The organism is Bacillus sp. 179-C3.3 HS, from assembly GCF_047229225.1.
In the GTDB taxonomy this organism is placed as follows: Bacteria; Bacillota; Bacilli; order Bacillales; family Bacillaceae; genus Bacillus.
Genome location: NZ_JBFEFT010000002.1, coordinates 175,591 through 201,445, shown reverse-complemented (window position 1 = coordinate 201,445; position 25,855 = coordinate 175,591). Strand labels below are relative to the sequence as shown.

The 25,855-nt window shown below is 39.1% G+C and carries 28 protein-coding genes, 1 pseudogene and 3 riboswitches; of the genes and pseudogenes, 20 read left to right on the top strand and 9 right to left on the bottom strand.

All coding sequences use genetic code 11. The features are described from left to right. The first annotated feature begins 35 nt into the window (after positions 1-35). The 3 genes from AB1K80_RS02730 to AB1K80_RS02720 are packed head-to-tail and all read left to right on the top strand — an operon-like array spanning position 36 to position 897. Positions 36-560 carry a DUF421 domain-containing protein gene (locus AB1K80_RS02730; RefSeq protein ID WP_412855082.1) on the top strand — a complete coding sequence of 175 codons (525 nt, stop codon included), beginning with the start codon at positions 36-38 and terminating at the stop codon, positions 558-560. Then, entirely contained in the window at positions 561-725 is a 165-nt protein-coding gene (locus tag AB1K80_RS02725; protein ID WP_412855081.1) for a hypothetical protein, read from the top strand. After that, complete coding sequence (locus AB1K80_RS02720) at positions 718-897, top strand: hypothetical protein (protein WP_412855080.1); 180 nt, start codon at positions 718-720, stop codon at positions 895-897. Before AB1K80_RS02725 ends, AB1K80_RS02720 begins: the two co-directional genes overlap by 8 nt. Positions 898-923: 26 nt before the next feature. Here the strand turns inward: AB1K80_RS02720 and AB1K80_RS02715 are convergent, their stop codons facing one another. Further along, positions 924-1,943, bottom strand: a complete 1,020-nt coding sequence (locus AB1K80_RS02715) for an acyltransferase family protein (protein WP_412855079.1) — start codon at positions 1,941-1,943, stop codon at positions 924-926. A 292-nt stretch (positions 1,944-2,235) separates the two neighbouring features. Between AB1K80_RS02715 and AB1K80_RS02710 the strand changes: the two genes are divergently transcribed. The 4 genes from AB1K80_RS02710 to AB1K80_RS02695 all read left to right on the top strand — a co-directional run bounded on the left by AB1K80_RS02710 (position 2,236) and on the right by AB1K80_RS02695 (position 5,448). After that, positions 2,236-4,446: a PAS domain S-box protein gene (locus AB1K80_RS02710; protein ID WP_412855078.1), complete on the top strand. Its 2,211-nt coding sequence runs from the start codon at positions 2,236-2,238 to the stop codon at positions 4,444-4,446. Between the two features lies 1 nt (position 4,447). After that, positions 4,448-4,942, top strand: coding sequence for a methylated-DNA--[protein]-cysteine S-methyltransferase (locus tag AB1K80_RS02705; RefSeq protein WP_412855077.1), 495 nt, complete (start codon positions 4,448-4,450; stop codon positions 4,940-4,942). A gap of 89 nt (positions 4,943-5,031) precedes the next feature. Further along, positions 5,032-5,166, top strand: coding sequence for a hypothetical protein (locus AB1K80_RS02700; RefSeq protein WP_412855076.1), 135 nt, complete (start codon positions 5,032-5,034; stop codon positions 5,164-5,166). 45 nt (positions 5,167-5,211) lie between these two features. Continuing rightward, positions 5,212-5,448, top strand: a complete 237-nt coding sequence (locus AB1K80_RS02695) for a hypothetical protein (protein WP_412855075.1) — start codon at positions 5,212-5,214, stop codon at positions 5,446-5,448. 146 nt (positions 5,449-5,594) lie between these two features. On the opposite strand, the gene mtnA is transcribed toward AB1K80_RS02695, so the two are convergent. Then, the gene (gene mtnA, locus AB1K80_RS02690; RefSeq protein ID WP_412855074.1) at positions 5,595-6,659 is read right to left on the bottom strand and encodes an S-methyl-5-thioribose-1-phosphate isomerase; all 1,065 of its coding nucleotides are present in this window, start codon (positions 6,657-6,659) and stop codon (positions 5,595-5,597) included. Positions 6,660-6,665: 6 nt separating this feature from the next. Continuing rightward, complete coding sequence (mtnK, locus tag AB1K80_RS02685) at positions 6,666-7,859, bottom strand: S-methyl-5-thioribose kinase (protein WP_412855073.1); 1,194 nt, start codon at positions 7,857-7,859, stop codon at positions 6,666-6,668. Between the two features lie 80 nt (positions 7,860-7,939). Continuing rightward, positions 7,940-8,098: riboswitch (SAM riboswitch) on the bottom strand. Positions 8,099-8,260: 162 nt separating this feature from the next. Here mtnK and AB1K80_RS02680 point away from each other — a divergent pair. The 6 genes from AB1K80_RS02680 (at position 8,261) to AB1K80_RS02655 (ending at position 13,303) form a co-directional block, all read left to right on the top strand. Continuing rightward, entirely contained in the window at positions 8,261-9,451 is a 1,191-nt protein-coding gene (locus AB1K80_RS02680) for a pyridoxal phosphate-dependent aminotransferase (protein WP_412855072.1), read from the top strand. Positions 9,452-9,495: 44 nt separating this feature from the next. Further along, a riboswitch (SAM riboswitch) is annotated at positions 9,496-9,597 on the top strand. Positions 9,598-9,697: 100 nt separating this feature from the next. Continuing rightward, complete coding sequence (gene mtnW / locus AB1K80_RS02675) at positions 9,698-10,918, top strand: 2,3-diketo-5-methylthiopentyl-1-phosphate enolase (protein ID WP_412855071.1); 1,221 nt, start codon at positions 9,698-9,700, stop codon at positions 10,916-10,918. Beyond that, positions 10,919-11,614, top strand: a complete 696-nt coding sequence (locus AB1K80_RS02670; protein WP_412855070.1) for a 2-hydroxy-3-keto-5-methylthiopentenyl-1-phosphate phosphatase — start codon at positions 10,919-10,921, stop codon at positions 11,612-11,614. After that, positions 11,578-12,219 carry a methylthioribulose 1-phosphate dehydratase gene (locus tag AB1K80_RS02665; RefSeq protein WP_412855069.1) on the top strand — a complete coding sequence of 214 codons (642 nt, stop codon included), beginning with the start codon at positions 11,578-11,580 and terminating at the stop codon, positions 12,217-12,219. The genes AB1K80_RS02670 and AB1K80_RS02665 overlap by 37 nt, the downstream gene beginning before the upstream one ends. A gap of 12 nt (positions 12,220-12,231) precedes the next feature. Further along, entirely contained in the window at positions 12,232-12,762 is a 531-nt protein-coding gene (locus tag AB1K80_RS02660) for a 1,2-dihydroxy-3-keto-5-methylthiopentene dioxygenase (RefSeq protein WP_412855068.1), read from the top strand. 298 nt (positions 12,763-13,060) lie between these two features. Next, positions 13,061-13,303, top strand: a complete 243-nt coding sequence (locus AB1K80_RS02655) for a Spo0E family sporulation regulatory protein-aspartic acid phosphatase (protein ID WP_412855067.1) — start codon at positions 13,061-13,063, stop codon at positions 13,301-13,303. Positions 13,304-13,344: 41 nt separating this feature from the next. Here AB1K80_RS02655 and AB1K80_RS02650 read toward each other — a convergent pair whose 3' ends face one another. After that, on the bottom strand, positions 13,345-14,850 hold the full coding sequence (locus AB1K80_RS02650; RefSeq protein WP_412855066.1) for an ATP-binding protein: 1,506 nt from the start codon (positions 14,848-14,850) through the stop codon (positions 13,345-13,347). Between the two features lie 205 nt (positions 14,851-15,055). Here AB1K80_RS02650 and AB1K80_RS02645 point away from each other — a divergent pair, with 205 nt between their 5' ends. Continuing rightward, positions 15,056-15,511: a MarR family winged helix-turn-helix transcriptional regulator gene (locus AB1K80_RS02645; protein WP_412855065.1), complete on the top strand. Its 456-nt coding sequence runs from the start codon at positions 15,056-15,058 to the stop codon at positions 15,509-15,511. Between the two features lie 33 nt (positions 15,512-15,544). On the opposite strand, the gene motB is transcribed toward AB1K80_RS02645, so the two are convergent. The 3 genes from motB to AB1K80_RS02630 all read right to left on the bottom strand — a co-directional run bounded on the left by motB (position 15,545) and on the right by AB1K80_RS02630 (position 19,461). Continuing rightward, positions 15,545-16,309, bottom strand: a complete 765-nt coding sequence (gene motB / locus AB1K80_RS02640) for a flagellar motor protein MotB (RefSeq protein WP_412855064.1) — start codon at positions 16,307-16,309, stop codon at positions 15,545-15,547. Next, positions 16,302-17,096 carry a flagellar motor stator protein MotA gene (gene motA / locus AB1K80_RS02635; protein WP_412855063.1) on the bottom strand — a complete coding sequence of 265 codons (795 nt, stop codon included), beginning with the start codon at positions 17,094-17,096 and terminating at the stop codon, positions 16,302-16,304. The genes motB and motA overlap by 8 nt, the downstream gene beginning before the upstream one ends. Before the next feature lie 259 nt (positions 17,097-17,355). Beyond that, complete coding sequence (locus AB1K80_RS02630; protein ID WP_412855062.1) at positions 17,356-19,461, bottom strand: AAA family ATPase; 2,106 nt, start codon at positions 19,459-19,461, stop codon at positions 17,356-17,358. Between the two features lie 247 nt (positions 19,462-19,708). On the opposite strand from AB1K80_RS02630, the gene AB1K80_RS02625 reads away from it, so the two are divergent. The 5 genes from AB1K80_RS02625 (at position 19,709) to queF (ending at position 23,361) form a co-directional block, all read left to right on the top strand. After that, positions 19,709-20,752, top strand: a complete 1,044-nt coding sequence (locus AB1K80_RS02625; RefSeq protein WP_412855061.1) for a hypothetical protein — start codon at positions 19,709-19,711, stop codon at positions 20,750-20,752. 71 nt (positions 20,753-20,823) lie between these two features. Further along, positions 20,824-20,868, top strand: a riboswitch (PreQ1 riboswitch). 158 nt (positions 20,869-21,026) lie between these two features. After that, the gene (gene queC, locus AB1K80_RS02620) at positions 21,027-21,683 is read left to right on the top strand and encodes a 7-cyano-7-deazaguanine synthase QueC (protein WP_412855060.1); all 657 of its coding nucleotides are present in this window, start codon (positions 21,027-21,029) and stop codon (positions 21,681-21,683) included. Next, positions 21,684-22,124 (top strand): 6-carboxytetrahydropterin synthase QueD, encoded by a 441-nt coding sequence (gene queD, locus AB1K80_RS02615; protein ID WP_412855059.1) that lies wholly within the window; start codon positions 21,684-21,686, stop codon positions 22,122-22,124. Beyond that, complete coding sequence (gene queE / locus AB1K80_RS02610; RefSeq protein WP_412855058.1) at positions 22,117-22,848, top strand: 7-carboxy-7-deazaguanine synthase QueE; 732 nt, start codon at positions 22,117-22,119, stop codon at positions 22,846-22,848. Before queD ends, queE begins: the two co-directional genes overlap by 8 nt. Before the next feature lie 15 nt (positions 22,849-22,863). Then, on the top strand, positions 22,864-23,361 hold the full coding sequence (gene queF, locus AB1K80_RS02605) for a preQ(1) synthase (protein WP_412855057.1): 498 nt from the start codon (positions 22,864-22,866) through the stop codon (positions 23,359-23,361). A 134-nt stretch (positions 23,362-23,495) separates the two neighbouring features. Here queF and AB1K80_RS02600 read toward each other — a convergent pair. Next, positions 23,496-23,799, bottom strand: a pseudogene (locus tag AB1K80_RS02600) (DUF1433 domain-containing protein). 219 nt (positions 23,800-24,018) lie between these two features. Continuing rightward, entirely contained in the window at positions 24,019-24,381 is a 363-nt protein-coding gene (locus AB1K80_RS02595; RefSeq protein ID WP_412855056.1) for a DUF1433 domain-containing protein, read from the bottom strand. Positions 24,382-24,431: 50 nt separating this feature from the next. Between AB1K80_RS02595 and AB1K80_RS02590 the strand changes: the two genes are divergently transcribed. Continuing rightward, positions 24,432-25,850: a lipase gene (locus AB1K80_RS02590; protein ID WP_412855055.1), complete on the top strand. Its 1,419-nt coding sequence runs from the start codon at positions 24,432-24,434 to the stop codon at positions 25,848-25,850. Positions 25,851-25,855: the final 5 nt, after the last annotated feature.

Genomic DNA, 25,855 nt, shown 5'->3' with positions numbered 1-25,855 from the left:
ATTATCACATTCTAAAGGTAAGAGGTGAATGAGACGTGCTGGAAGTGTTATGGAAAGCGATTATTATGCTGCTAGTTGGAACGTTGCTATTACGAATAGCGGGGCCTAAATCCATTAGTCAATTAACTGTGCAACAAACGGCCATCATGGTATCCATTGGGTCCATCATTATTCAACCGTTTATTGAGCATAGTTTACTTGAAACGATATTTGCAGCAACCATATTTATTGTGGCACTCGTGGTCATGGAAAAGCTCTCCATTCAATTTGATTGGTTTGAAAAATTTGTTTCAGGCAAATCTGTGGTGATCTTACAGGATGGCGAAATGCTAGATCATAAGCTGAAAAAAACGCGACTCACACGAGATCAATTCAAGATGCGACTAAAACAACAAGGCATTTCCGATATCAGCTGTCTCAAAAAAGCGACACTAGAAGCTAATGGACAAATTGGCTATGAGCTAAAGCCAGATGAAAAACCAGTCACGGTCAAGCAAATGAAAGAACTCTTCGCCCAATTAAAAGAAGAACTAAATCAAACAAAAAAGGACGGATCTTAAATGAAACGAAAAGCAGCGAAAAATGAAGCACTGACCAATAATATGACGCCAACGGAAAGTATGGCACATGATCAAGGGAAAACACAATATGATGAACAATCACTAGACAGGCAAGCAAATCGAAATTCTCACCAAGGAAAACAAGGGGGAGCATCTCGTGACTAAAAAACATGAGAAAAGTAAAGACATGAAAGAACATAAGAAACCAATGGACCCAGACATCTTACAAGAGGAATTTGGAAGTGAACTTGGAGATGTGAATAGTAGTAAATGGTTTGAAACGTTCATGAAGCCAAAAAAGGATACAGCCTGTCAAGATGAGAAAAATGAACAATAAAAAAACGATCATTCTCGATCGTTTTTTTATTTGCTATAGCTACTTTGCCTACCAGTGATGGATCGCATGAGGTTGGTCATTTTCAGTTCAATAAATGGCTGGGCAACTGTTTTGACAAAGGTACTTGATAAGGTGAAAGTTAATAGCACGGTGATGAAGAGCAAAATCATAACGCTAGCTGTATTTAATACCCAATCATCAAACCATGTTGTTCTAAATAGCTTAATGAAAAAGCCATGCAGTAAATAGACATACAACGTTCTTGTGCCCCATTTTGTAAAGAAGAATCGCCTTGTTGGGACGAGCGCAAAGAAGCTGAAGGTAGCTGCAAATGCAAGCAAGTACCATGCCATTCGTTTCATAGCAGCAATCAATCCCTCGTCACCAAGTGAAGCGTATGATTGTGAACCAAACAAGAAAGAGTAATCGAATTCATAAAAATAACAAAACATGAGCACACCGATTAAGATCAGAAAGGCTGTCACTTTCCCAGCGTGAGTACGAATGAGTTCGAAATGCTGTTTCTTTAAATAGAAGCCAGCTAGAAACATCGGTAAAAAGACAAACGTCCGTGATAAGCTTAGGAAATGACTAATGCTGTCTACATAGCCGGCAAGTAATGCAATGGATAAACTGACGACCATTGCCCAGTGGAACGGTAGCTTAGAAAAAGGAATGAGTAGCAAGTTCCAAAAGAATAAGCTCATTAAAAACCATAACGACCATTGCGGGTCAAAAGGGTTGACGCTCGACATGCTTTGATCCTGAAGAAAGTAATAATAGACAGAATAGATAACCTGAAAAATTAAATACGGAATGATCAGTTTCATCGCTACTTTCTTCATAAAACCAGGTTTTCTAAATCCTTTTGCAAAAAAACCGGACACCAATACAAAGGCAGGCATATGAAATGTATAAATAAATTTATATAAGTAAAGCATCCCATCATGATCATGAATGAAGGACCGTAACAAATGACCAAAGACGACTAAAAAGATTAGAAGGAATTTCGCATTATCAAAATAATGATCTCGAGTAGCTCCCATAACATCACCTTTCCTGATTCATTTACACATAAATGTTCTATGTGCACTGTTCCCTCATTTTCCTCATTCTAAAATACATTTTTGGTCTTTTCGCCATTTGATGTGAAATTGTCGAACGGTTGTAAAAGAAGGGTAACAATAGCGACTGTCTGATAAAAAGGTGTCATCCAAATGAAATAAATGAACCAGTCTAACTTTGGAAAATTTTCTTTTTTATGAGTCAAATGAAGGAACAATGAAAATATTGTAGAAATATTGTAGAGGAGTTAGGCAGGAAAAGGAGTGTAAGAGAATGACTGAAACGCTCAACGACAAGAAAATATTTACAACAGGAGATATCAGAAAATTAGAAAAAGAAAATGAACATTTACGAAATGAATTAATGCAGCAGAACATGCTGTTAAATAAGACGTCAGATGCCATTTTTATCTTTGACCAACATCTCAACATCATCCAAGCCAATGAAGCCACATGCAAACTCGTGCAGACACCGAAAGAAGACCTCCTACATAAATCCGTCCTTGATTTCCTATACGGCATCCCTAAAAATAAAATTGTCTGTTCGCTAGAGACGTTTTTCCGAAAAGGGACATTAAAAAGAGAAATCTCCATTCACCTTGAAAATGGAGAAACAAAATATATAGAATTTGTTGCAGAACAGGATGAATTAAAACAGCAATATATTGTCATTATGAGAGATATTTCTTCAAAGAAAATTCTAGAGCGTGAACGATCCATGAATGAGCAGCTTTTTAAGGATTTGTTTGATCGAGCGATTGATGGTATGGTCATCTTTGATCAAGATGGCTGTATGATTGACGCCAATCACTCTTTTTGTCAGAGTTTTGAGCTTAAAAAAGAGGATTTAACTGATCGTTATTTAAATGAATTTGTAGAAGAACAAAATCGCCCTGCCTTATTGCAATTGTTAATGTCACTAAAAGAGACAGGACAGGCGAAGGGTGAGTTACCTGTTACTCTTCAATCAGGACAGCAAAAGTTATTCGAGCTAACCATTACGTCAAATGTCATGAGTGGTTTTTTTATGTCCATCATGCGAGATATTACAGAAAAAAGAATGATGGAAGAAAAGCTGTTAAAAAGTGAAGAGCGATTTAGGGAAATATTTGAAAATGCGATGGATGCGATCATCATATGGGCTGACGATGGGGTGATTGTGAGAGCCAATGAATCAGCGTGCCGAATTTTTGAATTACCGATGCATCAGTTGATTGGCCGGAATTTAACGGATTTTTTAGTGAAGTCTGATCAGAGATATCGACCAACAAGAAGGCGCTATTTTAAACATCATGAAATACGGGAAGAACTCCTGTTTGAAATGGCAAATGGACAATTTAAGGAGCTAGAGTTTACATCGAAGCATGCGGTATTTGAAGGGCAGCATTTAACCATTTTACGTAATGTCAGTGACCGGAAACGAATGGAGCAGGAGTTGCGAGAGAGCGAGCTCAAATTCCGTAAAGTGTTTAATGGTTCAATGGATGGCATTGTTCTCTTTGATAATCAATATCGCATTATTGATGTCAACCCGACCGCGAGTGAACTTCTTGCCCTCAAGGATGGTCAATTAAATGAAATGAATCTATTGCATATTCTCGCCCCTTATCATATCGAAAACTTGGCCCAGCCTGCACAATCGATGTCATTAGATGAGATCGATAATGAAGTACCATTTGTCTTAAATCATCCAGATCAGCGTATGATGGAATTCTCTTTTAAACGAAATATTATTCATAATATGAATCTGGCCATTTTTAGAGATGTGACCGAGAGAAAGGAATTGGAAGAACGGGTAAGAAAATCAGATACACTGCATGTCGTTGGGGAGCTTGCTGCTGGAATTGCACATGAAATTAGAAATCCGATGACGGCATTAAAAGGGTTCATTCAGCTGTTAAAAGGGAACATTGAAGGAGAATATTCACTTTATTTCAATGTCATCACATCGGAGCTGAAAAGAATTGAATCCATCATTACTGAATTTTTGATTTTAGCAAAGCCACAAGCCATCGTATATGAAGAAAAAAATGTGGTGCAAATTGTGAAAGACACAATGGACCTGCTACATGCACAGGCGAACCTTGGCAATGTCCAAATGCATCTTAATGTGCTGGATGACATCCCTCTGATATACTGTGAACAAAATCAATTAAAGCAAGTTTTTATTAATATTTTAAAAAATGCCATTGAAGTGATGCCTCGAAAAGGAAATGTATTTGTATGCATTCGGCGTAAAGACGAGGAACATATTGTCATTTCACTCCGTGATGAAGGATGCGGAATGGCAGAGGACAAACTAAAGCGGCTTGGTGAGCCATTTTATACGACAAAAGAAAGAGGTACGGGACTTGGCTTAATGGTCAGCTATAAAATCATTGAAGAACATCAAGGGACCATTGAGGTTGAAAGCGAGGAAGGTGTCGGAACGGTTTTTCATCTCACCTTGCCACTCAGACAACAACGACAAGAAGGAGAGCTTTAATGTGTATTATACAGTTTATACCGCACCACTTGGCGAATTATACATACTAGAAAACGAAGGGTTTGTGATTGAAGTCACGTTTGATGGCGAGCCATTCGTTGTGTCAAAGCAGCAGGGGATTAGCGCGATAAAAGAAGAGACACCCGTCTTAGTTGAAGCGAAGAAACAGCTTGATGAATATTTTAAGGGGGATCGTCAAACATTCGATCTCCCCCTCAAACAAGCTGGGACACCTTTTCAAGAGCAAGTATGGGCAGCATTATCTGCGATTCCATATGGGGAGTCGAGAAATTATGCGGATATCGCAAAAACGATCGGCAATCCTAAGGCAGTCAGAGCCATTGGACAAGCCAATCGGCGAAATGCCCTGCCAATTTTGGTTCCATGCCACAGGGTGATTGGAAAAGACCGCTCACTAACTGGTTATGCAGGGTCGAAGACGGAGATAAAAGAAGTTCTGCTAGAATTAGAACGGATCCCATTTATCAAAAAATAAATCGATTGACCTGTTCCAAATGTTTAGCAAACGACATATCCTTTTACTAAGCTAAAAAAGTTGGTCGAGGGAAAAAGGAGGCCGCTACAATGTTTGGGGGTAAAAAAGAAAAGATTTATGCCATGACGTCATTGTGTGTCAAAATGAACATATTAACAGAGGAACAAAAGAAAGAAATAGTAGCGAAAACAATCCAGACAAAAAAGCGCGGTGCTCTTAAGTAATCAGAACATCGCGCTTTTTATGATCAGATCATGTGATTAGGGGAAATGGCATATTCTTGTGATTTTCAAAATGACGGTGGTGTATACAAATTGATATTACATAATGGAATTACAGGCTTTTATGATTCTGAAGACAATGCACCTACACAAGTAGACGGGAAGCTTTTTAAACAACTTTGCTTCGATTTTGCCTGTCGTCGTCGTGGGGAAATCATTGATTTCACTCCTCCGCAATCCCCGTCGAACATTGCACAATTTGATGGGCATCATCGATTTAGATAAACTCAATGTTCCTTTGGACCAAAACCTGCTACAGACATCACAATTAAATCGTGCTGAATTCAAGCAATTGGCTTATTGGAAACCCATTAATCATTGGGATTAAATAAACGGAACTCCACGGAGTTCCGTACGAAAATCAACTGAGGCTACGCTAAAGTGAGGCTTTCTGAAAATAGAGCATCGATCTCTTCTTTATAGTTAGAAGTAATGATCCCTTTCTCTGTAATGATCCCTGAAATGAGTTCATGTGGCGTGACATCAAAGGCAGGATTGAATACCTGGACATCAGGTGGTGCTATTTGTATGCCGTTTACAGTTTTCACTTCTTGGGGGTCTCGTTCTTCAATCGGAATATCAGATCCGTGATCAATCGATACATCAAAGGTTGAAAGAGGTGCCGCGACAAAAAACGGAATTTGATAGTGTTTTGCTAAGATGGCAAGACCTAGGGTGCCGATTTTATTTGCTGTATCACCATTTCGAGCGATTCGATCGGCTCCAACAATGATTGCAGAGACTTGTTTTTCTTTCATTGTATGGGCTGCCATGTTATCCGTAATGAGCGTGACATCCACACCGCCTTGCATCAATTCCCATGTGGTCAACCTTGCTCCTTGCAGGACAGGACGTGTCTCACACGCATAAATATGAAGATCAAGGTTTTTCTTTTTTGCTAAGTAAAAAGGGGCGAGTGCTGTTCCGTAGCGGCTAGTTGCGATGGATCCCGCATTACAAATGGTCATAATTCGGTCACCAGATTTAAAGAGCTGGAGTGCATTATGACCGATTTGTCGGCACGTTTCTTCATCTTCAATTTGAATTTGAATGGCTTCATGCACAAGATCTGTTTTGGCTGCATTCACAGAAGCGGCGCGTTCAATGCGCTGTAACAGTCTGTCTAATGCCCAAGCGAGATTCACGGCAGTTGGACGAGCCCCATTGAGATATTCCCTTAAACGCGCTACTTCTTTCTTGAATACGTCTATTTCATCTGTGTCTATGCTTTGGGCGCTTAATGCGAGCCCAAAGGCAGCCGTAATGCCAATAGCAGGTGCGCCACGCACTTTTAATGTGACGATGGCATCAAATACATCTTCCTTCGTATATAAGTGTTCAAATACCGTGTCAGCCGGTAATTTTTGTTGATTTAATATTTTGATGTGATTTTCTTCCCATTCAACTGAACGAGGAACTTCAAATTCTTTTGACAAATCTCGTCACTCCTTTACAGATTGTTGGAATAAGGCGACGAGGTCAGACGCTGTTTCCACTGTATCGTATTGTTTGATGAATGTTTGGCCGAGCGTAAGTGCTGCTTTTTTCTGTTTGATCCGTCTTGTTGGTGAAGAAATGGCATCTAAATCAGCTGCATGGGCAAGACCAATCGTTCGGCGGATGAGCTCACAGCCAGCGAAGCCGGTTGCTTCTTTTAAAATACGGTCAAAGGTTGTTTCTAAAAAGCTGTCTGATACACTAAATGCCTCGATGCTATCTTCCTTCCATGCTTTTCTGAAAACCTCTGTAAACGTAGACCAAACATTTTCAACATGATCAAAAAGAGGCTGTTGATCTTGTTTATTCTCACGGGATAAAGCATTTAAGAGGAGATTGGCTATAAAGTGACCAATATCGAATCCGAATGGTCCATAAAAGGCGAATTCTGGATCGATCACCTTTGTTTCATGCACATTTGCAAAAATACTCCCAGTATGAAGATCTCCGTGCACGAGTGTTTCAGCAGATGTTAAGAAAATTCGCTTTAGCTCCGCTGCCTTTGCTTGCAGTTCTAAATCCGCCCAAAGTTTTTCAGCATCCTCTCTTAACGCTTCTTCAAAATCATTTGTTTCACTATCGAAAAAAGGGTCTGTGAACACAAGTTTTTCTGTAATGTCACAAAGATCAGGATTGGTAAACTGCTTCACATATTGTTTTTTAATTTTAGGGTTAGTCGCGAAGTCAGACGTGTAAAATAACGTTTTCCCTAAAAATTCCCCTACATCATTTGATAAATTCGGATATTGTTTTCCCGCAATTAGCCCTTTTCTGACGATTTCTAAGTGTGAAAGATCCTCCATGACTGTTACGGCTAGGTTTGTGTCAGAATAGTACACTTCTGGCACGAGATGTGGTGCATATTCAGATTGCTTAATGAGAGCCGTGCTTTCAATTCGTGCCCTGTCTAATGTCAGTGGCCAGCTTTCACCTACAACTTTTGCATATGGCAATGCCTGTTTAATGATCAATCCTTTTTCATGCTTATGATCAAAAATATGAAAGACATAATTTAAATTTCCGTCACCAATTTCGGTACATGTCAAATGACTGCTTTCTTGAATCAGTCCAAGTCTAATAGCCAGTGCGACTGCCGAACTCTCTGTTAATTCTTCATACGATGCTGTCAATGTAACCAAATGTTTCCCCTCCAAATCATATAAAAAAGCCTCTTTCTCCTGAGAGAAAGAGGCTTGATATGTGTGTGTGCACAAAGCCTCTCTTATCTCTCAGCACATACGTCTGATGGAATTAGCACCGTGCCCTATAAGACTGTCGTCTTGGCGCGATCATGCTGCGCCCCACTTCACAGTGGTATTAACGGTCGGTTGCTGTTGGGGTCAAAAGGCCAAATCCCTCGCCCAACTCTCGATAAGAGAAATCAATATGTAATTGTTTTTCATCTGTCACATTTCTTAATTCAAGATATTATCAGAACTGATCTTCGCGTGTCAATCTTTTTTCGAAATTGCTTTACAATTCATAAAACAATCCATTACAGTGAGTTTATTGTTACGTAACTTGAATAGAAGGTGAAAAAATGGAATTTCAGCAATCAGATGTGTTGAGAAAATTACCTAAGCAGTTCTTTGCATCGCTTGTCCAAAAAGTGCAGAAAAAGATGCAGGAAGGGGCAGATATCATTAATTTAGGTCAGGGAAATCCTGATCAGCCAACTCCGCCACATATAGTGAAAGCCATGCAAGAAGCGGTAGAAAAGCCTGAAAATCATCAATATTCTTCATTCCGAGGAACGACAGAATTAAAAGAGGCTGCCGCTACCTTTTATGAAAGAGAGTATGGCGTTACCCTTGATCCGACATCGGAGGTTGCGATTTTATTTGGTGGTAAAGCAGGGCTTGTTGAATTACCCCAATGCTTACTGAATCCTGGTGATACACTCCTCGTTCCAGATCCAGGCTACCCTGATTATTGGTCGGGCGCTGTGCTTGCCGGAGCTGAAATGGTGACAATGCCTCTACTCGAAAAAAATGATTTTTTACCTGATTATGATCAATTGTCAGATGATCATAAGGAGAAAGCAAAATTGATGTACTTAAATTATCCAAACAATCCAACGGGTGCAACGGCCCATCGTGCCTTTTTTGAAAAAACAGTCACTTTGGCAAAAGACCACGAGATATGTATTGTCCATGACTTTGCATATGGTGGCATTGGATTCGATGGAGATCAACCAGTGAGCTTTATGCAAATAGATGGCGCCAAAGACATAGGAATTGAAATATATACATTGTCTAAAACATATAATATGGCTGGCTGGCGCGTCGGTTTTGCTGTCGGGAATCCGTCTGTGATTGAAGCCATTGAGCGATATCAGGATCATATGTTTGTTTCCCTTTTTAAAGCAACACAAGACGCAGCAGCGACAGCACTATTAGCTGATCAAACATGTGTACAGGAACAAAATGAACGATACGAAAAAAGGCGCAATACTTGGATTGCAGCCTGCAAGGAGATTGGCTGGGACGTTCAGGCACCGAAGGGATCATTTTTTGCTTGGTTAAAGGTGCCAGATGGATATACATCGGAATCTTTTTCGGACTTATTATTAGAAAAAGCGCATGTGGTCGTTGCACCAGGAAACGGTTTTGGGTCTCACGGTGAAGGCTACGTGAGAGTGGGTCTTTTAACAAGTGAGGAACGGCTAAAAGAAGCAGTGAAACGAATTGCTGCGTTAGGTTTGTTTGAAAAAAAGTCATTGACAACGTAAAAGAACGATGCGATAATTCAGGCAACATTTAAGAAAATTGAATATTCTTATCAAGAGTAGGCAGAGGGACTAGCCCAATGAAGCCCGGCAACCGACTTCCATGAAGCACGGTGCTAATTCTTGCAGCAGGCGCTGAGAGATAAGATTCGGATGAATGATACGAAACCTCTTTAAGGCGCTGATCTAGCACTGAAAGAGGTTTTTTTGTTTGAACATAAGCAGGACGCAATTGAAAGGGGATTCCTAGTGAGTGAATTACTGGCGACATATGTACTAACACATCGAGAGAATGAAGAGATGGACCGGAAAGCGGAGCAGATCGCGCTTGGATTAACGGTCGGATCATGGACAGATTTGCCGCAGCTCAAAAAGGAGCAGCTCAAAAAACATAAAGGCCGTGTGGTCAACGTCAATGAGAAGTTTGCCGCAACACCAAATGGATTGTTTCAATCAGAGGTGACCATTGCATACCCGGAGGCAAACTTCTCAGCAGATATACCAGCCGTTTTAACGACGATTTTCGGGAAGTTATCATTGGACGGGAAAATAAAGCTTGTTGACATCGAATTCTCTACGGCGTTTAAGAAAAACCTACCAGGACCGGTATTCGGAATTGAAGGCATTCGAAAGAAGCTAAATGTGTATGATCGTCCGTTATTAATGAGTATTTTTAAAGGCGTGATCGGTCGTGATATGGCGGATTTAAATGAACAACTTCGACTGCAAGCGTTAGGCGGCGTTGACTTCATTAAGGATGATGAAATCTTATTTGAAAGTCCACTCGCTCCTTTTGAAGATCGAATCAAAGAAGGAAAGAGGATCTTAAAGGAAACCTATGAAGAGACAGGTCACCGCACGCTCTATGCAGTCAATCTCACTGGCAGAACCTTTGATCTAAGAGATAAAGCCTTAAAGGCAGCCGAACTTGGGGCTGATGCGTTGCTGTTTAACGTCCATGCCTATGGGCTTGATGTGATGCAAAGTTTAGCGGAAGATTCAGAGATTCATTTGCCGATCATGGCTCATCCAGCAGTGAGCGGGGCATACACATCGTCTCCTGAATATGGATTCTCAACGTCTCTTCTTTTAGGAACCCTCAATCGATATGCAGGCGCCGATCTGAGTCTATTTCCATCTCCTTATGGCTCTGTCGCACTTCCGAAAGCAGAGGCGCTTGGAATCTATGAAGCTTGTCTGAAAGAGGACACCGTAAAGCGAACATTCCCTGTCCCATCAGCTGGCATTCACCCTGGCATGGTACCGCAATTAATCAAAGATTTCGGAATCGACCATGTGATCAATGCAGGTGGAGGGATTCATGGACATCCACGTGGAGCCATCGGCGGTGGCAAAGCATTTAGATCAATCATTGATGCTGTAATAAATGATATTCCGGTTGAACAGCAGGCATCCTCTTGTTCAGACTTACAAGCAGCACTTGATCTTTGGGGAAGGGTAGAGGATTAGATGAAAAGGCCAATTGTATGTTGTGATTTTGATGGAACGATCACGAAAAACGATAATATTATCAGGATCATGAAACAGTTTGCACCTAGCGAATGGACGAAGCTAAAAGACGCTGTTTTGTCAAAGGAGATCACCATTCAAGAAGGTGTCGGACGAATGTTTCAATTACTAGACAGTGATCAGAAGGAAGCGATACAATCGTTTATTTTACAAGATACAGAGATTCGAGAAGGATTTGAAGAATTTGTCGCTTATTTAAAAAAAGCTGACATTCCTTTTTATGTGTTAAGCGGAGGAATGGACTTTTTTGTCTACCCAGTACTTGAGGGCATTGTAGAGAAGCAATCTATTTATTGCAATCATGCGTCGTTTCAAAAGGAGCGTATTCAAATTGAATGGCCTTTTGCCTGTGATTCGCAATGCCAAAATGGCTGTGGCTGTTGTAAGCCGTCCATTATTCGACAGCTGACCGATGAGAATGACTTTATTATCATGATTGGAGATTCGGTCACAGATATAGAGGCGGCAAAGCATGCTGATTTCACATTTGCCCGTGATTATTTACTGAATGAATGTAAAGAAATGAACGTCATCCACCAAGAGTATGAAACATTTATTGATCTAAAAGCGCAATTCGCACAAATAAAGGAAGTGAAGGAATGGGAGAGACAAAGAGTAAACGCTGGCAGGAGTTAGCCGAAGTCAAACGTGAACTGGCACAAAGAGACTGGTTCTTTGGAACAAGCGGAAATCTATCCATCAAGGTGTCGGATGACCCAATCACATTCTTGGTGACGGCAAGCGGGAAGGATAAACGAAAAGAAACAAACGAAGATTTTGTGCTTGTTGATGCACAAGGTCAGCCAGTTGAACCGGGCGAAACGCTTAGACCATCAGCCGAAACATTGCTTCACACCTACTTGTATGAACGGACGAATGCAGGCTGCTGTCTCCATGTGCACACAATTGATAATAATGTGATATCTGAGCTATATGGGGATCAAGGAGAAATTCGGTTTAAAGGCAACGAAATCATTAAAGCGCTTGGTTATTGGGAAGAGGAGGCAGAAGTCGCTCTACCTATTATAGAAAACCCAGCACATATCCCGCATCTTGCTGAACAATTTGCTGCACATCTAAGTGAAGGTAACGAATCAGGAGCTGTACTCATACGTAATCATGGCATTACGGTGTGGGGAAAAACAGCATTTGAAGCAAAGCGTGTGTTAGAGGCATATGAGTTTTTATGTAGTTATCATTTGAAATTATCACTCTATCAATCCCAACTTATTAGATCATAGGAGGAGAAACATATGGCGACAATTTATATTCATAATGAAGAGAAAACATTACTTGAAAACGAACAAGAAGTTCAGGCATATTTAGAAGAACAAGGTGTCATTTATGAACATTGGGATATTGCAAAACTACCAAGTTCATTATCAGAAAAGTATGATTTAACTGATGAAGAGAAAGAAGAAATTTTGACCGTCTTCCAAGATGAAATTAGGGCCATTTCTGAGCGAAGAGGCTACAAAGCACAGGATGTCATTTCGTTATCTGATTCGACACCTCATTTAGATGAACTACTTCAAAACTTCCAGCGCGAGCACCATCATACAGACGATGAAGTGAGGTTTATTGTGAGTGGACATGGAATCTTTGCGATTCAAGGGAAGGATGGCGTCTTTTTTGATGTAAGACTAAACCCAGGCGATTTAATTTCAGTGCCTCCTCATATCCGCCATTACTTTACACTGCAAGAAGATCGCAAAGTAGTTGCCGTTCGCATTTTTGTCACGACTGAGGGCTGGGTGCCAATTTACGAAGAAGAAACCATATGATGTGAGAGCTGATCATTCCGTGAAGACGGAAGATCAGCTTTTTTTAGTAAATTAGACATAAAACGGGGAAAAACTTGTTTTTTTTACACTTCTGCATAGGAGAAATTTCTGTTGAACTTTTGAGTCAGTCCCGCCAAATTTGACGTTTACACCTTAAAATGATTGGGTAGAAGGTCTTTAGACTGTCAAAAATTAAATAAAATAAGCATATTTAATTTAATTTACAAATAAAGTATAATTTTGGTGTCGGTTCATTTAAAGCGTAGACAGACGAATTCATTGCGGGAGCTGAGATGAGATGAATATGTATGTAAAGAAAGAACAGTTATTAATGTCAATTGATGAAAAGAGAAAACAAATGGTAGAAGCGGCACAAGTAGAAGGATACACAGCTGAGATGACAATCAAGTATAGTCAAGAATTGGACAACCTGATGAACGAGTATCAATACCTTCTATCACATGAGCAACAAGCTGTGACTTCCTTTCATGATATTGTGTCTCAAATGAGTCTCTTATCAGTGAATCGTCCCTCTTACTAACAGGAAAAACCGACTTGCGTATGCAAACCGGCTGAATGTAGCTATGCTGAGTGTGCAGAAGGAAGCATGATGAGTACCGTTGTTCCTTTATTCACTTCACTCTGAATATCAATTGTCCCGCCATACATCGAAATGATTCGTTTACAAACAACAAGCCCAAGACCTGTTCCTTTTTCCTTCGACGTAATAAATGGAAGGAAAATGTGTGTAAGCATTTCTTCTGGGATTCCTTCACCTGTATCTTTCACTTTAATAATCACCTGTTCTTTTTCAGTCTCAATCATAATCTTCAAGTGACCACCATTAGGCATGGCTTCTAATGAGTTTTTTGCTATATTCAATACGACCTGTTTAATGTGATCCTTTGTGCAATAAACACCAACATCTTGAATCGTATTGATTTGTAAATCAACCTCAACATTATACAGATTGGCTTCTGAGAAAACGATAGGCATGATTTCGCTCACAATTTCTTTGACGGAATTATTCTGCCACTTCTCAGCAGTTGGTTTCCCTAATACAAGAAACTCACTAACAATTTGATTGATTCGTTTAATTTCTTCCTCGATGACAGAGAAATAGAGCTTGTCTTCCTCAGAATGATACTTCTTTTGAAGCAATTGAATAAATCCACTAATACCGGTTAAAGGGTTGCGAATTTCATGTGCGGTACTTGCTGCAAGTGTCCCAATTAACTCAAGCTTTTGCGCTTCATTTTGCTGACGTTCTTGTTGGGTTTGTCGTCTTAACATCATGTATTGGACAAGCGTGAATAAAATATTTAATAAAATAAATGCACTTGATAGAGGAAACAGCATAACAGATAGGACTTCAGATACTGTAGCTCGCTGCGGGAAAACCTCTAGCTTCCAGCTATTTTCATCTAAATATGTCGACACCGTTCGGTCATTTTCAGATGCTGGCTGTGGGCCACTTGTAAACACCACATCGCCATGTTGGTTGTGCATTTTAAAATGAAGATCTGGATTCAATACGTTCATGATATTTCTTAAATAATCAATTTGAATCGCAGCGACTAATACATTGGTGACTTGATCATTCTCATCTAAGACAGGTACACAAATAGAGAGGATGCGTTGTTTCGTAATTCTACTTATGTAGTTATCTGTAATCTCAGTCTGTTTTGTGATTTGAATGCGCTTGAAATAATCTCTGAATGATAAATTGACTTTTTCTTTTAACGGGGTAGTGCTGGCAGTGACATCTCCTTTTTCATTTAAGAGATACAAGCCTGAAAAACGAGGTTCTTGTTTATAGATTTTCTCTAGGATGTGTTGGACTTTTTTCGTTTCTAGCGGCTGATCAAACCCCATCGCGAGGGATGTTAATCTCGCTTCTGTTTCACTGATTAAATAATTCATTTGGTTTTTGTGAATATTTAACATGAGTGTCGCCGTTTGTTTGTTTTTTAAATCGATTTTTTCAGTTTCTTTTTCATAGATAAAATAACTAATGATTAGGGTTGGAAGCACCACCAAAATAAGATACAGTCTGATTTTCTTCCAAAACCCTTTCAGTATGCTCATCATTCATCGCTCCAACGTATTACCTAATAGACTTATTATAGCATTGAAATAATCTTCATTACGATCACTTGTGTCATTTTTAAAAAATTAGGTGATTCGGTATAGGCTTATTTTCATGTTATTTATTGACCAACATATTGACATTTTACTTATTGTTTATTAATGTCACAGTAAGTGGGTTGTATGACATAAAGGATGATAAAAAATGGAAAATAAAAATGTTGAAAAATCATTGAAATTGTTTATTGTATTATCACGTGCGTATCGTTCAATTAACCACCATATGAACAAGCATATTATTCAGCACGGTCTGAATCCGACTGAATTCGCTGTATTAGAATTGCTTTATCATAAAGGGGATCAACCGCTTCAACAAATTGGTGATAAGATTCTCCTAGCGAGCGGAAGTATTACGTATGTAGTGGATAAATTAGAGAAAAAAGAACTACTCAGTCGTAAAGCTTGTGCTGAAGACCGCCGGGTGACATTTGCCCATATTACAGAAAAAGGACGGGCGTTGCTAGACGATATCTTCCCAGATCATGCGAAAGAAATACATGAAATGATTAGTGTGCTGAGCGAAGAAGAGAAGGATGCCTGCATTGATATGCTTAAACATGTGGGACTTCGTGCAAAGCATTTATACGACCATAAAGAATAGCATAAAATAAAAAGGAAGCCACAGGCTTCCTTTTTATTTTGCTTTTTTCTCAATCGGTAAAATGAGAACTTCTACGCGTCTATTTTTACTTCTACCTTCTGCTGTATCATTTGAAGCAATTGGTTTGAATTCTCCATATCCCTTTGTACTAAAGTTTTCTTGGTCTAAGTCGGAGTTTTCAAGAAGAATATCTAAAAAGTTAACAGCGCGAATGGCACTTAAATACCAATTGGATTGAAAGTCTGAATTTTTAATTGGCACATTGTCTGTGTGTCCGCTAATGACAATGCCGCGTGCTGGGTTAATGACAAGTAGTTTAGAAATCTCTTTTGCCAGCGGAACATCTTGTTGCCGGATGACGGCTCTACCTGAATCGAAGAAAATACTATCTTCAATTGTAATTAAAAGCCCTTCATCTGTTAGCTTCGTTTGTAGTTTAGCATCTAGTTTTTTATTTGCTATGAACGTATCGACTTGCTTTTTGACCTTTGTTAAAACTGCTTGATCTCGTGCTTTCGCTTTTGCTTCCTCATCATCTTCTGCTGATTTTTTTGTTTGATTACTTTGGTCCGGATCCTCGGTGCTTTGCATACTTGAATGATCCATTACACCGGTACCACCAGTAAAGACAACATTAAACGATTTCGCCATCTGCTCATATTTTGCAGCATCAATGGAACTGGATGCGAACAAGACGATGAAGAGGGCAAGGAGAAGCGTCAGAATATCAGCATAAGGAATTAGCCAAGACTCATCTACATGTTCATCATGATCTTGCTTTCTCCGTTTCCTAGCCATTTTGCTTGTCTCCTTCTTCAATGACGATACTTGCACGTTCATTGGCTGGGATGTACATCAGTAGTTTTTGTTCAATGATTTTAGGAGATTGACCTTCAAGAACAGAAAGAATCCCTTCAATCATAATAAGACGAAGCTTTACTTCTTCTTTTGATTTCCGTTTTAACTTGTTTGCAAATGGATGCCATAAAACATAACCTGTAAAAATCCCGAGGAGTGTGGCAACGAACGCAGCACTGATGGCTGCTCCTAATTGATCAATGTCTGCCATGTTTGCCAGTGCGGCAATCAGACCAACAACAGCACCAAGTACTCCTAGTGTTGGAGCGTATGTACCGGCTTGTGAGAAAATTAATGCACCCGCCTGATGTCTTTCTGACATGGCATCGACTTCCTCTGTTAATACATCTCGGATAAATTCAGCACTTTGACCGTCAACGGCCATGCTGAGTCCATTCTTTAAGAAATCGTCATCCACTTCTTCAAGGCTTGCTTCTAATGCTAAAAGACCTTCACGACGAGCAATTTGCGCCCAATTTGAAAATAGAGGGATCATTTCTTGAATCGTTGGCAGCTGGTTATCCTTAAAAAGCTTGCCAAATAATTTTGGTGTTTTCTTAATTTCACTAGTAGGGAAGGCGATGACAACGGCTGCAACGGTCCCAACAATAATAATTAATATAGCCGCAGGGTTGAGAAGAGCGGTTAAACTCACACCTTTCATAACCATACCGACACCAAGTGCAACAAATGCTAAAATAATACCAATCAACGATGTTTTGTCCATTATCTCACCAAATCCTTTTACTTTCTTTTTCTATAGTTAATATCGGTATCTTCTAGAAGGGTTTTAGCTTGAATAGTAAATAAAGCTGCTATCTGTGAAGAAATCTTGTCGAAAGTTTGCTCTTACCGTCTAAAAAAAGAAACTCCCTATCTATTTGAAGGGAGTTTCTTTGAGTCAAGTTCGCCAATGCTTACTAAACGCATCTCTGTTTCTTCTATTGTATTGGCAAAAGGGGCATGTAGTATCGACGCTGATGGACTTAGCTTTTTTTCACAATGATTTCATCTTTTTCAACATCGACTGTAAATCCGTCAAGATGTTCTTCTTCAAGCATGATCTCGGTCATTTGATCTTCAATGTGTTCTTGGATTGTTCTTCTTAATGGACGAGCACCAAATGCAGGATGATATCCAAGCTCGGCGATTTTTTCTTTTGCTTCATTTGTGACTTGAATCGTTATATTTTGTTCTTTTAATTGGTCTGTTAGCTCATTCAATAGAAGGTCAACGATTTTGACTAAATCTTCTTTACCTAATGATTCAAACTGAATGATACTGTCAAATCGGTTCAAGAATTCTGGCTTAAAATACGGACTGAGCGAATCAATCAATGATTGTTCTTTCATTGTGTCATCTTGCGCTGACTGGAATCCCACTTTGATGGTTTTATCAGTGCTGCCAGCATTACTTGTCATAATCAATACAGTATCTTTAAAGCTAACGGTTCTGCCTTGACTGTCTGTCAATCGACCATCCTCCATGATTTGTAAAAAGAGGTGCTGGACATCTGGATGTGCTTTTTCAATTTCATCTAACAAAATGATGCTGTAAGGATTTCTGCGAACCTTTTCAGTGAGTTGACCAGCTTCTTCGTGCCCAACGTAACCAGGAGGAGAACCAATGATTTTGGATATAGAATGTTTCTCCATATATTCACTCATGTCCAAACGAATCATCGCATCTTTTGAGCCGAATAATTCTTCAGCCAATGTTTTGGATAACTCGGTTTTCCCTACACCAGTAGGTCCAACAAATAGGAAGGAGCCAGTTGGTCTATGTTTAGATTTTAACCCAGCTCTGCTTCTTTTTACGGCTTTTGCTACTTTGTCGACCGCATGTTCTTGACCAATCACTTTGGCTTTTAAACGGACGTCAATTTCTTTCATTTTCGTTTGTTCGTCTGCTTGTAATTTGCCCACTGGAATTCCTGTTTGTTGTTCCACAATGGCTTGAATATCCTCTGCTGTGACGATATGTTCTGCTTGATTAGACTTGTGTTGCAGTTTAGCTTCAATCGCTTCTTCTTCGTCTCGAAGCGTCGCTGCTTTTTCATATTGTTCAGCCTTTAATGCCGCTTGTTTTTCAGTGGCAATTTGTGCTAATCGATTTGTGAGTTCAGCTTCACTAGCGACATCAAGTGAGAGGTTCGCTTTTGAACCCGCTTCATCCATCAAATCAATGGCTTTATCCGGCAAGTGACGGTCTTGAATATAACGCGCTGACAATTGGACACAAGCTTTAATCGCATCCTCAGAGTAGGTAATGCCATGATACGTTTCATACTTATCTTGAATGCCTTTTAAAATCTGGACGGCTTCATCTTGTGTTGGTTCAGCAACGGTGACAGGCTGAAAGCGACGTTCAAGTGCTGCATCTTTTTCGATCTGACGATATTCTTTTAATGTAGTGGCACCGACTAGTTGCAATTCACCTCTTGAGAGAGCAGGTTTTAATATGTTCCCAGCATCCATTGAACCTTCGGCAGAACCGGCACCGACTAATAGATGAATTTCATCGACAAATAGAATAATATTTTTACGGCTTTGTAATTCTTTCATTAACTGCTTCATTCTTTCCTCAAATTGACCACGAACACCTGTGTTCGCTACGAGGGAAGCCACGTCTAATAAATAAATTTGTTTGTTCTTTAATTTATTTGGTACATCACCGCTCGCAATTTTCAGTGCAAGCCCTTCTGCAATGGCTGTTTTACCAACACCTGGCTCACCAATGAGCACTGGATTGTTTTTATTTCTTCTATTTAATATCTCAATGACTCTTGCTACTTCTTCATCACGGCCAACGACTGGATCAATTAAACCAGCCTTTGCACCATCTGTTAAATTACGGCCGAGCTCATCGAGTAACCCTTTTTGTTGTTTTGATTGCTCCTGATGCGGGGCATGTCCTGTTGGTTGAGAGAAAAATGAACCTCCGCCGAACATGTTAGGTCCCATTTTCATTTTTGACTGCTCCATCAAAGAGGTGTAGCAGTCTTCACATAAAACCATTTGGCTACGGGACGAATTGACTTGCATATTCAGGCGAATAGTTGCTTCATTTACTTGACAATGTTGACAACGCATTTGCCATGACCTCCTTAAAATAAAAGTTTGACCTTATTTGACTAATGATATGAAAAGAAAATGGTCTGTTGTTTGACCATCTTTGACTATAGTATACTCTGACCTATTTTGACTTTCAAGTACTTTGCACAGAGCAGGATAAATGATCCTTTTTTGCATTTAATCATGGTTTGTCCTTCTTTTCAAGAAACCTGTCTCATAGGATAAGAAAAGAGACAATTGAAAGTGATGGGTGCGGAGGGGTCACATGAAACGTTCAAATGAATCCGCTTTTCAGCTTGCCTTTGTATATGTAGGAACTGTGGTTGGAGCTGGGTTTGCGACGGGAAAAGAAATCGTAGAATTTTTTGTTCGTTTTGGCTGGATTGGGTTAGTGGGAATTCTCATTAGTGGCGCTATTTTTACTGGTCTTGGTGCTAAAATGATGCTTATTTCTAAACGAATCAATGCTGAATCATACCAAGACATGAATCGTTTTTTATTCGGATCAACAGCAAGTCAATATATCAATGTCGTCATGTTTTTTATTTTGCTTGGTGTGACCTCTGTGATGATTTCGGGCGCTGGTGCTATTTTTGAAGAGCAGCTAGGCATTTCAAAGGAATATGGTGTGTGTTTGACAATCATTCTCAGCATTATTGTCCTTTTTAAAGGATCAAAAGGGTTATTTGGTGTCAATGTACTCGTTGTACCAATGCTGATTTTCTTTTCGCTGATGGTATTCCTTGATTCATTTGTTTTTAGTAGCAGTGAAAGTCATGTGCTTGCATTGCAATTTGGAGAAGGTGAATGGATTTTATCTGCGATATCTTATGGTGCTTTTAATTTAGCGCTATCACAAGCCGTCCTCGTACCAGTTGCAAATGAGATGACATCGGAAGCTGTCATTAAAAAGGGAGCGGTACTTGGAGGTGTGATGCTAACACTCATACTTCTTGTCTGTTTTTTATCACTTTCTTCGTTAGCCATGCTAGAGGCCTTTGACATTCCAATGGCTCAAGTGGTGTATCAAGTTGCAAATTCTATTCATCTGATTTACTTATTTGTCATCTTCGGTGAAGTATTTACATCAGTGATTGGGAATTTATATGGATTGGAGAGACAGGTGAGGGCGTATATTAGATTGAGAAGCATGTATACGATTTCTCTGATTCTGATTTGCTGCTATGTGATTAGTAAAATCGGATACGGTACACTTATTTCAACGGTTTACCCCATTTTTGGTTATGTCAGTATCTTTTTTGTTATTTTTCTTAGTCTGAAAAAAGTCCCTTCATCAATTGATAGGTAAAGAAAGGATGGCTTGTATAAAAAATATATGCTACACTAAGATCTGTGAAAATTGAACAAAAATCCGTGAAGACGGGAGAGGTTCTAGCAAAACCCTCTATAAAAAACTAAGGACTTGCCGTATCCTTGGATGTGGCATTTTTTATTTTTTATGGCTAGGACACCTCTATGAATGTGAAGGTGTCTTTTTCTTTTGAGAAAAATGGGGGTTTGAGAGGCCTTTCAGATGCAGTTTCGTGCACTGGCACATGATTGCAAAAGGAGGAACGTAGGAAATGAAAAATGAAAAAGCAGTTGTTGTCTTTAGTGGGGGACAGGACAGTACGACCTGTTTATTATGGGCACTTCAACAATTTAAAGAGGTAGAGACAGTTACCTTTCATTATAATCAGCGTCATCAAGAAGAAATTGATGTCGCCAAAAGGATTGCTGAAAAGTTAGGTGTGAAAAATCATTTATTAGACATGTCTCTGTTGAATCAACTGGCACCAAATGCCTTAACAAGAGATGACATCGATATTGTAGAAAAGGAAGGAGAACTGCCGTCTACATTTGTTCCAGGTAGAAATTTAGTCTTCTTATCTTTTGCATCTATTCTTGCGTATCAAATTGGTGCAAGACACATCATCACAGGAGTATGTGAGACTGACTTTAGCGGTTATCCAGATTGCCGTGATGCGTTTGTAAAATCTTGCAATGTGACAGTCAACTTGGCAATGGAAAAGCCATTTGTCATCCATACACCACTGATGTGGCTCGACAAAGCTGAAACATGGAAGCTAGCAGACGAGTTGGATGCGTTAGACTTTGTGAAAAATGAAACGCTCACTTGCTATAATGGCATCATTTCTGATGGCTGCGGGGAGTGTCCTGCATGTAAGCTTCGCAAAAATGGATATGACACGTATATGGAAATGAAGGAGGCGAAATAAATGCTTTCGCAAATCTATCCACAAACGGATCATCCATATTCATTTGAATTGAACAAAGATATGCATCTATCAGCAGCGCATTTTATTCCAAGAGAAGATGCTGGTGCGTGTAGTCGTGTTCATGGACATACGTATACGATCAACATCACAATTGCTGGAGACCATTTAGATGAATCCGGATTTCTTGTCAATTTCAGTACGCTGAAAAAGCTGATACATGGGCAGTACGATCATACATTGTTGAATGATCATGAAGAATTTTCTACGGATGACCCATATGCGATGCCAACAACTGAGGTTGTGGCTAAGACGGTACACGATAAAGTGGCGGCCTATTTATCGACACTAGCAAACAAGCCAACCTGTGTTCAAGTCTTTGTCAGAGAGACACCGACAAGCTATTGCATTTACCGTCCGAAACGAGTTGAATCAAATGGCTAAGGCGATTCCTGTATTAGAAATCTTCGGTCCAACGATCCAAGGAGAAGGAATGGTCATTGGCCAAAAAACCATGTTTGTTAGAACGGCTGGCTGTGACTATTCATGTAGCTGGTGTGATTCTTCATTTACATGGGATGGATCAGCCAAGCATGATATTCAGTGGCTACATGCGGAAGAGATTGTGAAAGAGCTGAAAAAAATAGGTGGACAGGCTTTCTCTCATGTCACGATTTCAGGGGGGAATCCTGCGCTTTTGAAACAAATGGAATCACTCATTGATTTGTTACATGAAGAGGGAATAGATACAGCGCTAGAAACACAAGGAACGATGTATCAAGATTGGTTTTTGAAGATTGATGATTTAACGATTTCTCCAAAGCCGCCAAGCTCAAATATGAAAACAGATTTTACGAAACTGGACCGTATCATAGATGAGTTAAAACGTGGAAACAGGCTACAACATGCGAGCCTGAAGGTCGTCATCTTTGATGATCGTGATTTAGCCTATGCGAAGGATGTTCATGCGAAATACCCAGAGCTACTGTTTTATTTACAAGTAGGAAATGATGATACGACGACATTAGATGACGCGTATTTATTAACGCACTTATTAAAGAAATATGAATCACTTGTCGATCAAGTAGCAAAAGATCCAGACTTGAATCGCGTAAGAGTGTTGCCGCAATTACACACATTGTTGTGGGGAAATAAACGAGGCGTATAGAAAGGAAGAGACGACATGACGACTAGAAAACCAGAAGAATTAGAAGGTGTCACTTTACTAGGAAACCAAGGAACCGAATACTTATTTGAATACGCACCACAAGTGCTAGAGTCATTCCCAAATAAACATACAAATCGAGATTACTTTGTAAAATTCAATTGTCCAGAATTTACATCCCTTTGCCCGCAAACAGGACAGCCCGATTTTGCGACCATTTACATTAGCTATATTCCAGATGAAATCATGGTTGAAAGTAAATCGTTAAAATTATATCTGTTCAGCTTCCGTAACCACGGTGATTTTCATGAGGATTGCATGAATATTATCATGAATGACCTAATCGAATTAATGGACCCACGCTATATTGAAGTATGGGGGAAATTCACGCCAAGAGGCGGTATTTCGATTGATCCGTATACAAACTACGGAAAGCCTGGGACGAAGTATGAAAAAATGGCCGAGTACCGTATGATGAATCATGATATGTATCCGGAAACGATTGATAATCGCTAATCATCAAGTGTTGTAAGCTTTCAGAGGTTTATCGTGATATGTTGGGTGAACTAAGTCCCCTTGAAATTGTTCAAGGGGACTGTATTTATGGTATCGATTTTCATATATAAAAGTATTAAAATGAACAAATTTTTTTAATACTCGCATACTTTATCTTCGCACTCAGGCTTTTCTTTAGCATCAACAGTAAATAAACCCACTTCATCATTACCTTTATCATAGATTCCCCATATTTCTTTTTTCTTATTTCCATTGAGGTAACCATTAATTGAAATGCCTCCCATTGGGTTTACCATATAATCATTCGTATAATCAATACGTTCAATATCAGTATAGTTTGTTTTAATAAAGTCAGTCATTCTTTTTTTTTGCCAAGGAATACAATTCTTCTTTTTTAGCTTCTAGGGCTTCTACTTTTTTGTCATGATGTTCCTTCATAAATATCCCTCCAAGTGCAATAATAACCAGAGTTATTATAAGGATAATTGTGTGTGTTTTCATAAAACCATCCTTTATCTAAAGTATGAGTAAATCAGCAGTGAGAACGATGTATTCAAGAACAAGTCCAATTGTATCAGCTACACCTGAATCTAAAATAAATAGTCCTCTTGAATAATCGAGAGGACTGGTTTGTTTATTCTGATGATTTACCTCTTTTTAATACTCGCATACTTTATCTTCACACTCAGGTTTCTCGATTGCATCTACAGTGAAAGATATGACTTTGTCATTACCTTTATCATAGATTCCCCATATTTCTTTTTTCTTATTTCCATTGAGGTAACCATTAATTGAAATGCCCCCCATTGGGTTTACCATATAATCATTCGTATAATCAATACGTTCAATATCAGTATAGTTTGTTTTGATAAAGTCAGTCATTCTTTTTTTAGCCAAGGAATACAATTCTTCCTTTTTATCTTCTAGTGCTTCCATTTTTTTATCGTGTTGTTCCTTCATAAATATCCCTCCAAGTGTTATAATAACCAGAGTTATAAGGATAATTATGTATTTTTTCATAAAACCATCCTTTCTGTATTACATTTTACATGAGAGAAAGGGCATTGTACATGAATACAAAGACCGACATACCTAATTTAACCGATGAAGACTATTTTTCTCTTAGTCAAAATACATATGATGAAAAGAAAATACAAAAAGCCTATGAGAATAAGACGCCACTTATAACTGATTCAAAAAAGGCTTTTTATGTAGATAAAATCAAAAAAGACCCAGACACAGGCTTAGATGCTTACGTATTCGTACAAGGTAAGAAGAAAGACGGTAAATGGATAAAACCTAAAAACCCTGAAAATGTTGTTGTTGGATTTCAAGGGACTAATCAAGAGCAAATAAAAGCTGACATCATTGATGCTGATGGTGGTAATGTTGTCATGGGTAAAGACCCGAAAAAGAAAGTCAAATACATAATGAAAAAAGAAGCGCAAATCCATTCTAAAGCCATTAGCAAATATAATGGTAGCATGGAGCAAGCTATGTTACTGAAGAGCGGAAAGTATAAAATTGTCACCAAAACTTCCCAATTCGATCAAGGGGATAAGCTTGTGGCTAATGAAGTAAAAAAATACGCAAATACTAATACAGTGATTTCAACGACTGGACATTCACTTGGTGGAGCAGATGCTGAATATGCTGGTGTAAACAATAACGTTTACAGTGTAGCCTTTAACAATCCTTCCATTGTTAAGTTGCATGATGAAAAAACACAGAAGAAAATCAGAAACGGCGAATTTGATTTGTATCAAAAGTCCATCATCAATCCGGATGACATGGTTGGGGCCGGTTGGTTATTAGAATATGACCGGCACAACGGAACGACAATTTATACGAAAGATCCAAGTCAATCACGAAGAGAGCGTATAGAGCGGTTTATGTCACCGCTTGGTGTTCCTGGGGTTTTAGGAAATTTGATTACTTCTTTTTATGGACAAGCATTTGCAAAAAATCCGGATACTCATAGTTTAAGTGATGCGAATTTTCAATTCGATAAGAATGGTAATATTAAGAGTGTTGATGGCAGCAAAGGTGTTTATAACCAGAATGTCGAATCGTTCTCATCTTATTCAGGTATGAATGGGCAAACCATTAAAGTGGATGCCAAGTATGCAAAAGAATTAGCCAAACGATTACAGGCAGCTATCGAAGACTTAAAAACAAAAAAACAAGCAATTGAACGATTCCCTCATGATCACAGCAAAATGGTTTATGACGTAAAATCTATTTACGGAAAGAGATTGGGAGAGTTCGAGGAACTTGGTCCTAGTGATCTTGATCAAGCTGTATTGTACCATGCACCCACTGTTGAAAATGAAAAAGCAGCATTTTATGACTTAGAAGAACACTATGAAACTGAGGCTTCTCTACATTATTTGATTAGAGATTTAGAGGATATTAGTGAGTTTATAGTTAAAATGGCTGAGGATTTAAAAAATAAGGATAATGAATTAGCAAATTGGTTAAGGGTGTAAGGAGG